The sequence below is a fragment of the Chthonobacter rhizosphaerae genome (genome assembly GCF_013839525.1).
Classification (GTDB): domain Bacteria; phylum Pseudomonadota; class Alphaproteobacteria; order Rhizobiales; family Pleomorphomonadaceae; genus Chthonobacter; species Chthonobacter rhizosphaerae.
In genome coordinates, this window is the sequence record NZ_JACDIS010000011.1 from 22,292 (window position 1) to 34,888 (window position 12,597).

The window sequence follows — 12,597 nt, forward strand, 5'->3', positions numbered from 1 at the left end:
GCCGGGTGCGAATCAGGCCGTCACGGCGACGATCTCGGTCGCCTCCGAAACCGGCTCGAAGGGGGCCCGGTCGGTGCCGGTCATGAACACCTGGCCGCCGAGGTCGGACAGGATCGCGAACAGCGACCCGCGCCGGCCCGGATCGAGGTGGGCGACCACCTCGTCGAGGAGGAGAACGGGGGTCTGCCGGGCGAGTTCCGCCACCAGGCGGGCCTGGGCGAGCACGAGGCCGATGAGGAGCGCCTTCTGCTCGCCGGTGGACGACAAGGCCGCCGGCATGTCCTTCACGGCGTGGTGGACGACGAAATCGGCCCGATGGGCGCCGACGAGCGTGCGCCCGGCGGCCCGGTCGCGCGAGCGGCCGGCGGCGAGGTCGGCCCGGTACCAGTCCTCCACGTCGGAGGCCGACCCGGTGTCGAGCGCCGCCTCCAGGTCGCCCTCCAGGCTGACGCGCGCGGTCGGGAAGAGGTCCGCCGCGGGACCGGCGGCCACCAGCCGTTCCAGGCAGCCGACCGCCTCGCGCCGGGCGGCCGCGACGGCGACGCCCGCCTCGGCGATCTGCGCCTCCACGGCGTCGAGCCAGGCCGGGTCGGACCGGTGGTCCTCCAGGAGGCGGTTGCGGTTCGTCAGCGCCTGCTCCAGGCCGGCGACGCGGCGGCCGTGCCCGGGATCGAGGGCGAGCACCATGCGGTCGAGAAAGCGGCGCCGGTCGGCGGCCGGGCCGGTGAAGAGGCCGTCCATGGCGGGCGTCAGCCAGAGGACCCGCAGATGATCGGTGAAGGCTTCCGCGGAGCGGACCGGCTCCCCGTCCACCCGGGCGAGGCGCGACGGCTCGTCCGGCAGGTTGCCGGTGCCGAGCCGGACCGCCCCATAGAGTCCCTCCACGTCCGCCGACACGGACCAGCCGCCGGGTCCGCCGATGCGGGCGACCTGCGCCATGGCGGCCCGACGCAGGCCGCGGCCGGGGGACAGGAAGGAGATCGCCTCCAGGCAGTTGGTCTTGCCGACCCCGTTGTCGCCGACGAGCGCCACCGACCGGCGCCCCGGCGCGAGCGCGAAGGCGGCGTGGTTGCGGAAGTCGGTCAGCCGGAGGGCGGTGACGAAGACGCGGGCGGGACTGTCCATCGGGGTCGGGCCTCGATCGAGCCCGGTCACACCCGCATCGGCATGAGGACGTAGAGGGTCTCCACGTCGTCCGCGTCCTGGACGAGGGTCGGCGAGCCGGGGTCGGCGAGCCTGAAGACCGCCGTCTCGGTGGTCAGCTGGCCGGTGATGTCGAGGAGGTAGCGGGCGTTGAAGCCGATGTCGAGCGGATCCTCGTCATACTCGACCACAAGCTCCTCGGTCGCCGAGCCGCTGTCCGGGTTCACCACCGTGAGGGTCATGCGGCCCTCCGCCAGGGTGAGCTTCACGGCCCGGCCGCGCTCCGACGAGATGGTGGAGACGCGGTCGACCGCCTCGGCGAACTCCGCCCGGTCCACCTTCAGCTCCTTGTCGTTGCCCTGCGGGATGACCCGGCCGTAGTCCGGGAAGGTGCCGTCGATGAGCTTGGAGGTGAGCACCACGTCGCCGGTGGAGATGCGGATCTTGGCGTCGGAGAGCTCGACCGCCACGTCCGCGTCCGGCTCGTCCAGGAGGCGCTGGATCTCGCCCACGGTCTTACGCGGCACGATGATGCCCGGCATGCCCTCCGACCCGGCGGGGGCCGGCACGTCGGCCCGGGCGAGGCGGTGCCCGTCCGTGGCGACGGCCCTGAAGCGGCGGCCGTTCGGGGTTTCCACCGTGTGGAGGAAGATGCCGTTCAGATAGTAGCGGATCTCCTCGTTGGAGATGGCGAACTGGGTCTTGTCGATGAGCCGGCGCAGATCGCGGGCCTTCAGGTCGAACCGGTGGCTGAAGTCGCCGACCGTGATGTCCGGGAAGTCGCTCTCCGGCAGCATCTGGAGCGAGAAGCGGGACCGGCCGGACGCGATGGCGAGCGTCGCTCCGTCCGGGGAGGTCTCCAGGCCGACCTGGGCGCCGTCGGGCAGCTTGCGGACGATGTCGTAGAACATGTGCGCCGGCACGGTGGTGGCGCCCGGCCGCTCCACCATGGCCGGCACGGTCTCCAGCGCCTCCAGGTCCAGGTCGGTCGCCTTCAGCTGGAGGCTGCCGTCGCGGGTGCGCAGGAGCACGTTCGACAGGATCGGGATCGTGTTGCGGCGTTCGACGACCCGGTGCACGTGCGTGAGAGACTTCAGAAGGTGCGACCGCTCGAGCGTTACGCGCATGGTGGTCCCGTGTGGCGTGGAAGACCGGCCGGGCGGCGGACGAACGCTGAACGGCGGACTTCTCGACTTGAGGAGGGCTTCTCGACAAGGAGAAAAACGGCCCGCGCCGGCCGCCGAAGCGCCCACGCGGGGACACGCAATGTGGCCACCGCGGGGCCGGAAAGCAAGCCCCGCCGGCCACCGGCGGCGGGTCCTGTGCAAAGCGGGGACGAGCGTGCCCGGAGGAGGCGCGGGAGCGCCCGGCCGGAGGGCCGGTCAGGCCTCCAGCATGCGCTTCAGCACCTCGATCTCCTGGGCGAGAACCTCGTCCGTGCCGACCATCTCCTCCACCTTGCGGACTGCATGGAGGACGGTGGTGTGGTCGCGCCCGCCGAACCGCCGGCCGATCTCCGGCAGGGAGCGCGGGGTGAGCGCCTTCGACAGGAACATGGCGATCTGGCGCGGCCAGACGATCGAGCGGGTCCGCCGGCTGGACAGGAGGTCCTGCTTGGACACGTTGTAGTGCTTGGCGACGACGCGCTGGATGTCCTCGATCTTCACCCGGCGCGTGTCGGTGGCGCGGATGAGGTCGCGGAGCGTGGTCTCCGCCATCGCGAGGGTGACGGCGAGGCCGGTCAGCTGGTTGTGTCCGACGAGGCGCGTGACGGCGCCCTCCAGGTCACGGCCGTTGGTGGTGACGTTGCGGGTGATGAAGTCGATCACGTCCTCCGGCACCTGGAAGGCCGGGTGCTGCTGGCGGGCGAGGTCGATCCGCCGCTCCACGATCTGGCGGCGCAGCCCGAGATCCGGGGCGGAGATCTCCACCATGAGACCGCCGGCGAGGCGCGAGCGGACGCGCTCGTCCAGGGTCTCCAGCTCGACCGGCGGCCGGTCGGCGGCGACGATCACCTGGCGGGCGCCGTCGATCAGGGAGTTGACCGTGTGGCAGAATTCCTGCTGCACCTGCTTGCCGTGCAGGAACTGCATGTCGTCGATGATGAGAAGGTCAATCTGGCGCAGCGCCTCCTTGAAGGCGATGGCCGACTGGGTCTGCAGCGCGTGCACGAACCGGTACATGAAGTGCTCGGCCGTCAGGTAGAGGACCTTCAGGTCCGGACGGCCGGTGCGGATCTGGTGGGTGATGGCCTGCAGGAGGTGGGTCTTGCCGAGGCCGACCGACGCGTGGAGGTAGAGCGGGTTGAACTTGACGCCGCCGGCGCCCGGCCCTTCGGCCACCTGGCGGGCGGCCGCGAGCGCGAACCGGTTGGCGGACCCTTCGACGAAGGTGTCGAAGGTGTAGCGGCCGTCGAGGGGCGAGGAGCAGTCGTCGAACAGGCTGGCCTGGGGGGCGGCCTGGCGGGGCGCCTCCTTGCGGACGGGCTCGGCCTCGAAGCGGATCGTGCTCGCCGTCACCGGCGGGACCACGGAGGCGGTGGACGGGGCGCCGGCGGGCTCCAGGCGGGCGGGCACGTCCGAGCGGCCGCGGATGGCGGTGCGGACGGTGACCTCGACCTTGCGGACGGAGGCGCTCTGGGCCTGCCAGAGAGCGGTCAGCTTGTCGCGATAGTGGGTGGCGATCCAGGACTTCAGGAACCGGGTCGGCACGGACAGCACCACGGTGCCGCCGTCGATGCCCTCCAGGTTCATGCCGGCGAACCAGCAGGAGAAGACTTCCTCGCCGAGGTCGGATTTCAGGCGGCCGAGCACCTGGCTCCAGGCGTCCCGGTGGCGCGGTTTGTCGCCGTCCTGGCTGAAGTCCGCTTCAAGCATTCCTGCCTCCTCGAGGTCATCGCGTCTCGCACCCGTCGCCGCCTGCAGGTGGAGAGAAAAAAGCACACACGGTCCTGCCGCCCGGAGATCCGGGCGCCGTCAGCCGGCCCTGTCGGCCGTCGTTCCGTCAGATGGTCTGGAACTGGTCGGTCAGGGGCGCCCTGGCGGGCGGGCCGTCGCCGAGGCCGCCGCCGGCCGGCCACCGAGGAGCGCCGCCGCGGGCCGATCCGCCGCCCGCCCGTCCGCGTGCCGGCGATCGGGCGGCCCCTGATCCGCCCCGGCGATCGCCTTCAGGAATGAACCCCGTCATTGCCATGCCAACCCCGTTGCCGGGTCCGATAAACCCGGCTTCAGCCAATTCAACAATTTGAGATTTCCCCAAGCTGTCGAGCAAGCACTGACGGCTACTCGGCACCGGGGAAGAAGCAATGAAGACTATCCGAGTCATTACGGTCCGGATCGTTTGCGAATGCTGATGTAGAGACCGTAAGTATCAGAGTCTATTGCCACATTACCGTCGAAATCTCGTCGCCGCCCGACGGTAGGTTGACCATACACAGGCGGTTTGAAGCGAGCAAGCCGTGAATCATCGGCTTGGATATACCTTGCTTTAACCATTGCCCGGAACGGCCGTCCGGCCCCTGAGGAACCCCTGGCGAAGGCTTTGGGATTCAAGCAATTCCCGAAATCGATTCGGCGCGGGACACATCATGCAACCGCGATTAAATGTTGCACGCAGGTGGGTCCCGGGCGGTTTTGGAGCCGGCTCTGCACCGGCCGGCGACCCCGACGTATCCTCAAGCCTCTGAAACTGTTGAACGTTTTCTGCCACGCCGCGGAGTCATGACAAACCCGACAATAAGCCGCGTAAAGAATTCGCACGAAAAAAGGCCCGGCGGTTGCCGGGCCTTGTAGCAAGACGCATCCATGAATCTGACAGCGTCGAAAGTACTCGCCTCAGACGGACAGAGCCTTCACGCGGCTCGCCAGGCGGGAGACCTTCCGGGACGCCGTGTTCTTGTGCACGATGCCCTTGCCGGCGGCGCGCATCAGCTCCGGCTGCGCGGCCCGCAGGGCGTCGCGCGCCGCGGCGGCGTCGCCGCTGGCGATGGCTTCCTCGACCTTGCGCAGGAAGGTGCGCATGCGGCTGCGGCGAGCCTTGTTGACCTCGGTGCGGGCAGCGATCTTCCGCGTCGCCTTCTTGGCCGACGGTGTATTGGCCATGACGAGCCTTTTCCTTCTTGCTTCGAGACGGTCGCTCGATGTCGGGTGGCGACCATCCCGGCGGCCGGCGGACGCGCCGACGACGAAGAGGAGATCGCATGACGAACAGGGTCGGCGGCGAACGTCGGTCCGCCACCGTCTTCGGCGCGAGCTTATAGTCGCTCGAAGGGCCGGCGTCAACGGCGCGGGCCGTTCCCGGGCCGGCCCGGATCAGCGGCCGGTGAAGACCGGCGGGCGCTTCTCCACGAAGGCGGCCATGCCCTCCTTCTGGTCCTCGGTGGCGAACAGCGCGTGGAAGAGCCGGCGCTCGTAGCGGAGCCCCTCGGACAGCGGGATCTCGTGGGCCCGGCCCACCGCCTCCTTGGCCATGAGGACCGCCGTCGGCGAGAAGCCGGCGATCCGCCCGGCCGCCGCGAGCGCCTCGTCGAGGAGCACGTCCGGGGCGAACACCCGGGCGACGAGGCCGGACCGCTCCGCCTCGGCGGCGTCCATCATGCGCCCGGTGAGGATGAGGTCCATGGCCTTCGCCTTGCCGACGGCGCGGATCAGCCGCTGGGTGCCGCCGATGCCCGGAATGATGCCGAGGGTGATCTCCGGCTGGCCGAACTTCGCCGTGTCGGCCGCGTAGATGATGTCGCACATCATGGCGAGCTCGCAGCCGCCGCCGAGGGCGTAGCCGGCGACCGCGGCGATCACCGGCTTGCGCGTGGCGGCGAACCGCTCCCAGGCGGCGATGTAGTCGCCCCGGACCGCCTGGACGAAATCGAGGCCGGTCATCTCCTTGATGTCGGCGCCCGCCGCGAAGGCCCGCTCCGACCCGGTCAGCACCATGGCGCCGACCGCGTCGTCACCGTCGAAGGCCGCGACCGCGTCGGTCAGGTCGGCGAGCACCTGGGCGGAGAGGGCGTTGAGGGCCTTCGGGCGATCGAGGGTGAGCAGCGCGACGCGGCCCCGGATCTCGGTGCGGACGGTCTCGTAGGACATGGACGGCGGCTCTCCTCAGCGCTGGCAGACCGGACAGAAGAAGGTGGACCGGTTCGACTGGACGATCCGGCCGACGACGCCCCGGCAGTCCGGACGGGGACAGGGCTCGCCCTCCCGATCGTAGACCGCGAACCGGTGCTGGAAATAGCCGAGCGAGCCGTCCGCGTGCACATAGTCGCGCAGCGACGAGCCGCCGGCCGCGATCGCCTCGGCGATCACCTCGCGGATCGCCGTCACCAGGCGCTCCAGCCGGACGCCCGGCGCGCCGCTGGCCGGCACGATGGAGCCCGCGGCCCGGACGGGCGACAGTCGGGCGCGCCAGAGCGCCTCGCACACATAGATGTTGCCGAGGCCGGCGATGACGGTCTGGTCGAGGAGCGCCGCCTTCAGGCTGGTCCTCCGTCCCGCGAAGGCGGCGGCCAGATAGGTGGCGTCGAGGTCGTTGCCGGTCGGCTCCCGGCCGAGATGGCGCAGGAGCGGGTGGTCCGCCGCCTCGGCCCGGGTGGTGAGGGTTATGAAGCCGAACCGGCGCGGGTCGTTGTAGGTGACGTCGGCCCCGCCGTCCGTTCGGAACACCACGTGGTCGTGGGCCGCGTCCTTGGACCGCTCGTGGTGGAAGCCGCCCGGCGTCAGTTCGTCGCCCGGCCGGGTGATCCGGAAGGAGCCGGACATGCCGAGGTGCATGAGGAGAACGGACCCGTCGTCAAGATCGCCGACCAGGTACTTGGCCCGGCGGGACAGGCCCGTGACGGTGCGGCCGGCGAGCCGCTCGGCGAAGAGCTCCGGGAAGGGGAAGCGGAGGTCCGGCCGGCGGACCGTGACCGCGCAGAAGCGGGCGCCCTCCAGGACGGGCGCGAGGCCGCGGCGCACGGTTTCGACTTCGGGAAGCTCGGGCATGGACGGCGGGGCACCGGTCTTGGCGGGTTCGGACGGAAACGGAGCGGGCGGCTCGCGCGCCCGGGACGGAACGGACGGGCGGCCGGCGGCGCCCGGACCGGCCTCTGGCCGCCTTCGGCCGGCCGCGTCGGTCGGGCGCGGCGAACATAGCGCGGGCCGCCCGCTTCGGCTATGGTCCCGCCCGCCCGGTTCCGGCGGGCGCTGCGTGGAGACCCTCATGTCCGACCGATCGACCGCTTACTTTGGGTTCCGCACGGTGGACGTCGCCGAGAAGCAGGACATGGTGGACGAGGTGTTCCACCGGGTGGCGCGCCGCTACGACCTGATGAACGACCTGATGTCCGGCGGGCTGCACCGGCTCTGGAAGGACGCGCTCGTCTCGCGCCTCGCGCCGCCGCGCTCCGGCCGGCGACCCTTCCGGGTGGTCGACGTGGCCGGCGGAACCGGCGACGTGGCGTTCCGCATCGTGGACCGCTCGGCCGGCCACGCGCAGGTGACGGTGGCGGACATCAACGGCTCCATGCTGCAGGTGGGCCGCGAGCGCGCCGAGGCCCGGCGCGTCCAGGGGGTCGACTTCGTGGAGGCGAACGCCGAGGCCCTGCCCTTCGAGGACGGCCGCTTCGACGCCTACACGATCGCCTTCGGCATCCGCAACGTGCCGCGCATCGACGTGGCCCTCAAGGAGGCGTTCCGGGTGCTGCGGCCGGGCGGCCGCTTCCTCTGCCTGGAGTTCTCCGCCGTGGACGTGCCGTTCATGGACAAGGTCTACGAGGCCTATTCGATGCACGTGATCCCGGCCATGGGCCGCGCGGTCGCCAAGGACGAGGACAGCTACCGCTACCTGGTGGAATCGATCCGGCGCTTCCCGAACCAGGAACGGTTCAAGGCCATGATCGAGGCCGCCGGCTTCTCGCGGGTCGGCTACACCAATCTCACCGGGGGCGTCGCCGCGCTTCACGTGGGCGTCAAGATCTGAGCGAATCGAGCTGCATTCATGGCCTTGGGTGATCTCTTCCGGCTGGCGCGCGGCGCCTTCGTGCTCGCCCGCGAGGGCGTGGCGACGGCCTTCCCGCTGCCGGAACCGATTCCGATGCCGATCCGGCTGCTGCTCGGCCTCGCCCGCCTGATCCAGCGGCCGGCCGCCGGCGACCGGGACGGCGCCGAGCGGATCACCCGGGCGGTCAACCGGCTGGGGCCGTCCTACGTGAAGCTCGGGCAGTTCCTCGCCACCCGGCCCGACGTGGTGGGGCGGCGCATGGCGGCCGACCTCAGCGCGCTGCAGGACAATGTGCCGGCCTTCGGCGAGACGGTGGCGAGGGCGGAGGTGATGGCGGCCTTCGGGGTGCCGGTGGAGACCGCCTACGCCACCTTTGGCCCGCCGATCGCCGCCGCCTCCATCGCCCAGGTGCACAGGGCGGAGGTCGACGATCCGATCACCGGCGAGCGCCGCACGGTGGCCGTGAAGGTGCTGCGGCCCGGCGTCGCCCGCCGGTTCGCCCGCGACCTCAACAGCTTCTACATCGCCGCCCGGGCCATCGAGCGGCTGCACCCGCCCTCCCGCCGGCTGAAGCCGCGGGCGATCGTGGACACGCTCGCCCGGTCGGTGGCGCTGGAGATGGACTTCCGCCTGGAGGCGGCCGCCCTGTCGGAGATGGCGGAGAACACCGCGGCCGACCCCGGCTTTCGGGTGCCGGCGGTGATCTGGGAGCGGACGTCGAAAAGCGTCCTCACCATGGAATGGATCGACGGCCTCAAGCTGTCGAAGGTGGACCGGCTGGTGGAGGAGGGCCATGACACGGTCGCCCTGGCGGCCACCCTGATCCAGAGCTTCCTGCGCCATGCCATGCGGGACGGCTTCTTCCACGCGGACATGCACCAGGGCAACCTCTTCGTCGACCGGGACGGCGCGCTGGTGGCGGTGGACTTCGGCATCATGGGGCGGCTCGGCGCCAAGGAGCGGCGGTTCCTGGCCGAGATCCTCTACGGCTTCATCCGGCGCAACTACCGCCGGGTGGCGGAGGTGCACTTCGAGGCCGGATACGTGCCCGCCCACCACGACGTGGACACGTTCGCCCAGGCGCTCCGGGCGATCGGCGAGCCGCTGCAGGGCCACACGGCGGCGGACATCTCCATGGCGCGGCTCCTCACCCAGCTGTTCGAGGTGACCGAGCTGTTCGACATGCAGACCCGGCCCGAGCTCATCATGCTGCAGAAGACCATGGTGGTGGTGGAGGGCGTCGCCCGGACGCTCGACCCGCAGCTCGACATGTGGCGGACCGCCGAGCCGGTGGTGTCCGAGTGGATCGCCCGCAATCTCGGCCCGGTGGGCAGGATCGAGGAGGCGGCCGGCACGATCGGCTCGCTCGTCCGCCTCGCCGGCCAGCTGCCGACGCTCGCCCGCGACCTGGAGGCGGCGGCCGCCGCCGACCGGGACCGCAACCTCTTCCTGGAGCGCCAGCGCTGGAGCCTGGAACGGCTGGTCTGGCCCGCCTGGATCGCGGCGCTCGCCCTCGCCGGGCTGGCGGTGTCGTCTCTCTTCTGAGGGAGGGCCCATCAGCCCGGGCGGACCGGGCGGCCCCGAGCCCATCGCTCCGCCGGTGGCCGCTCAGTCGAGCGGCGGGCCCATGATCGTGATGCCGTTCGCCGCGCAGGCGGCGGTGAGCGCGGCGATCATGTCGGGCGTCGGGGCGACCGCCGTCGGAAGGCCCGCGTGCGTCGGAGTGCGACCCGCCGTGCGAAGCATGGTCTCGAAGTCGGCGCCGCGGGTGATCGTGAGGCAGCGGGCGCCATCCGGCGAGACCACGCGGAAGCGATGCGGCACGCCCTTCGGGGCGATCGCCGAGGCGCCGGCCGTCAGCGCCAGCCGCTCGCCGCCCACCTCGACGAGAAACTCGCCGTCGATGCAGTAGAAGATCTCGTCCTCGGTCATGTGCACGTGCAGCGGGGGCGCTTCGCCGAAGGGCATCCGATGCTCCACCACGGAGATGCCGTCGACGCCATCGGCGCTCGAGACCAGAACGTCCACGATGGTGTTGCCGAACCACAGCGTATCGTTGCGGACGTCAGGAGATTTTTCTTTCAGCATATTAGAGATCCTCCTCCTTCTTCTTCGGAACCATGTGGATCCGACGAGTAAGGTCTTTACTTCCTTGCCGATCTCATTTGAAATCCAATGATGACATGGGCCGGATCACCGCGATGAATTTCAACGCGCTCGACCTCAATCTCCTGCGCGTCTTCGACGCCCTCATGCGCGAGCGGAGCGTCACGCGCGCCGGAGAGCAGATCGGCCTCAGCCAGCCGGCGGTCAGCGCGGCGCTCAACCGACTGCGCGCCCTCATGGGCGATCAGCTCTTCGTGCGGCGAGGCAACGAGATGGTGCCGACGCCCCGCGCCGACGACCTCTTCCCGCCGGTGCGCGATGCGCTGCAGTCGATCGAGGCCGCGCTCGCCCCGCCGCGCGGCTTCGAGCCCGCGACGGCCCGGCGCACCTTCACCCTGCTGGGCGCGGACTTCTTCTCCGTGCTCCTGATGCCGCGGCTGTTCGCCCGCTGGTGCGACGCGGCGCCCGGCATCACATGGCGTTTCCTGGACAGCGCCCGCGGCGACGTTCAGCGCCTGCTGCAGGAGGACGCCATCGACGCCGCGCTCGAGCGGCCACTGGAGACCCAGGAGCCGATCGAGAGCCGGATCCTGTTCTCCGCGCCCTTCGTCGTGATCGCGCGGCAAGGCCATCCGGCGCTCGCCGACCTGGAGCCGGGCGCGCCGATCCCGATGGAGATCTATACGCGTCTGCCGCACGCCATCCGGTCCATCGACGGTACGCTTTCCGGCATGGTGGACGAGGCGCTCGCCGCCGCCGGTCATCGACGCCTGGTGCGGATCGCGCTGCCGCACTTCCACGGCGTCGCCGAAGCGGTCGCCAGCACCTCCGCCCTGGCGGCGGTGCCGCGGCAGTTCGCCGAGGCGATCGCCGCCCGGCTGGACCTGTCGATCCATGCCGTCCCGGCGGAGATCCCGGCGCCGGAGGTGCGGCTCTACTGGCACGGCCGGCGGACCGGGGATCCCGCCCACCGCTGGCTGCGGGACGCCGTCCTGGCGGTGTCGGCCGAGCTGTGGGGGTGACGGGGTCCGCGCGGCCGGTTCGCGCAGGCGATCGGACGGTCGTCCGTGGCTGCCCTCGGCACACACCAGTGCGGCGGCCGGCCGTCGGACCGGGCGGCCGGCCCGGAAAGCCCCCGGCCGCTCATGACCCAAGGACGGGAGCGGCCCCTCCCCGCCTCAGAGCGGCAGGCCGGTTTCGGCGGCGAGCGCCTTCAGGGACCGCGACGGGCGCGGACCGATGTGGCCGATCACCTCCGTGGCGGCGAGGCAGCCGAGGCGCGCGGCCTCCTCCAGGGTCCGGCCGCGGGTGAGGCCGACGAGGAAGCCGGCGGCGAACTGGTCGCCGGCGCCGGTGAGGTCCTCCACTTTTTCAACCGGATAGGCCGGCACGGAGCGGGTCTCCGCGCCGCGGATCGCGAGCGCGCCCTCCTCGCCGAGGGTCACGACGGCGAGCGCCACGTCGGCGCGCATGGCCTCCACGGCGGTCGCCACGTCGGCGGTCTGGTAGAGGGCCTTCGCCTCGCTCTCGTTGGCGAACACGATGTCGACCGTGCCGCTGCGCATGAGCTCCAGGAATTCCGCCCGCCACCGGTCCACGCAGAAGCTGTCGGAGAGCGTGATGGCGACCTTGCGGCCGTGGGCGTGGGCAACGGCGGCGGCCTTGCGGAAGGCCGCCTTGGCGGCCGGCGGGTCCCACAGGTAGCCTTCCAGGTAGGTGATCGCGGAGGCGGCGACGGTCGGTTCGTCGATGTCCGCCTCGGTGAGGGCCTGGCAGGCGCCGAGGTAGGTGTTCATGGTCCGCTCGCCGTCGGGCGTGATCAGGATGGTGGACCGGGCCGTGGGCGCGCCGCCTTCGAGGGGGCTCGTCGGGAAGTGGACCCCGAGCGCCGTGATGTCGTGGCGGAAGATGGTGCCGAGCTGGTCGACGGCGATCTTGCCGATGTAGGCGGCCCGCCCGCCGAAGGACGCGATGCCGGCCGCCGTGTTGCCGGCCGAGCCGCCGGACGCCTCGATGGCGGGGCCGATCATGGCGTAGAGGCGGTCGGCCTCCTCCGCGTCGATCAACCGCATCATGCCCTTGCTGAGCCCGAGCCGGACGATGAGATCGTCCTCCGCCCGCGCCAGGATGTCCACGATGGCGTTGCCGATCGTCAGCACGTCGTAACCGCTCTCAGTCATCGCGTCCGTCATCTCCCCCTCGGCCGCCGCGCCGGATCTGGCGCGGGCCCGCCATTCGAATTCCGCGCCGCCCGCGGCGTAATGCTCAAATCCGCGCCGCTCCGCGGCGTAGTGCTCAAATCCGCGCCGCTCCGCGGCGCATCGGCAAGATCCGCGCCCTCTTGCGGCGCATCGGCGCCCCGTCCGGGAC

11 protein-coding genes are annotated in these 12,597 nt (G+C 71.1%); 3 read left to right on the forward strand and 8 right to left on the reverse strand.

What is annotated here, in order from left to right:
- Positions 1-12: 12 nt before the first annotated feature.
- From recF to mutM, 6 genes are all read right to left on the reverse strand, one after another.
- Complete coding sequence (gene recF, locus HND91_RS17630) at positions 13-1,125, reverse strand: DNA replication/repair protein RecF (protein ID WP_181707922.1); 1,113 nt, start codon at positions 1,123-1,125, stop codon at positions 13-15.
- 26 nt (positions 1,126-1,151) lie between these two features.
- A complete protein-coding gene (dnaN, locus tag HND91_RS17635) occupies positions 1,152-2,270 on the reverse strand; it encodes a DNA polymerase III subunit beta (protein WP_181707923.1) in 1,119 nt (372 codons plus the stop codon).
- Between the two features lie 255 nt (positions 2,271-2,525).
- On the reverse strand, positions 2,526-4,019 hold the full coding sequence (gene dnaA / locus HND91_RS17640; protein ID WP_181707924.1) for a chromosomal replication initiator protein DnaA: 1,494 nt from the start codon (positions 4,017-4,019) through the stop codon (positions 2,526-2,528).
- Positions 4,020-4,976: 957 nt separating this feature from the next.
- Complete coding sequence (gene rpsT / locus HND91_RS17645; RefSeq protein ID WP_181707925.1) at positions 4,977-5,243, reverse strand: 30S ribosomal protein S20; 267 nt, start codon at positions 5,241-5,243, stop codon at positions 4,977-4,979.
- 210 nt (positions 5,244-5,453) lie between these two features.
- The gene (locus HND91_RS17650; RefSeq protein WP_181707926.1) at positions 5,454-6,227 is read right to left on the reverse strand and encodes an enoyl-CoA hydratase; all 774 of its coding nucleotides are present in this window, start codon (positions 6,225-6,227) and stop codon (positions 5,454-5,456) included.
- Positions 6,228-6,242: 15 nt separating this feature from the next.
- Positions 6,243-7,124, reverse strand: a complete 882-nt coding sequence (gene mutM, locus HND91_RS17655) for a bifunctional DNA-formamidopyrimidine glycosylase/DNA-(apurinic or apyrimidinic site) lyase (RefSeq protein WP_181707927.1) — start codon at positions 7,122-7,124, stop codon at positions 6,243-6,245.
- A 217-nt stretch (positions 7,125-7,341) separates the two neighbouring features.
- Here mutM and ubiE point away from each other — a divergent pair, with 217 nt between their 5' ends.
- Both ubiE and ubiB read left to right on the forward strand, forming a co-directional pair.
- The gene (ubiE, locus tag HND91_RS17660; RefSeq protein ID WP_181707928.1) at positions 7,342-8,100 is read left to right on the forward strand and encodes a bifunctional demethylmenaquinone methyltransferase/2-methoxy-6-polyprenyl-1,4-benzoquinol methylase UbiE; all 759 of its coding nucleotides are present in this window, start codon (positions 7,342-7,344) and stop codon (positions 8,098-8,100) included.
- Between the two features lie 18 nt (positions 8,101-8,118).
- Positions 8,119-9,666 carry a 2-polyprenylphenol 6-hydroxylase gene (gene ubiB, locus HND91_RS17665; RefSeq protein WP_181707929.1) on the forward strand — a complete coding sequence of 516 codons (1,548 nt, stop codon included), beginning with the start codon at positions 8,119-8,121 and terminating at the stop codon, positions 9,664-9,666.
- A 63-nt stretch (positions 9,667-9,729) separates the two neighbouring features.
- Here ubiB and HND91_RS17670 read toward each other — a convergent pair whose 3' ends face one another.
- Positions 9,730-10,209, reverse strand: coding sequence for a cupin domain-containing protein (locus HND91_RS17670; RefSeq protein WP_181707930.1), 480 nt, complete (start codon positions 10,207-10,209; stop codon positions 9,730-9,732).
- Between the two features lie 113 nt (positions 10,210-10,322).
- Between HND91_RS17670 and HND91_RS17675 the strand changes: the two genes are divergently transcribed.
- Positions 10,323-11,249 carry a LysR family transcriptional regulator gene (locus HND91_RS17675; RefSeq protein ID WP_181707931.1) on the forward strand — a complete coding sequence of 309 codons (927 nt, stop codon included), beginning with the start codon at positions 10,323-10,325 and terminating at the stop codon, positions 11,247-11,249.
- 156 nt (positions 11,250-11,405) lie between these two features.
- On the opposite strand, the gene HND91_RS17680 is transcribed toward HND91_RS17675, so the two are convergent.
- Complete coding sequence (locus HND91_RS17680) at positions 11,406-12,407, reverse strand: adenosine kinase (protein WP_181707932.1); 1,002 nt, start codon at positions 12,405-12,407, stop codon at positions 11,406-11,408.
- Positions 12,408-12,597 lie beyond the last annotated feature (190 nt).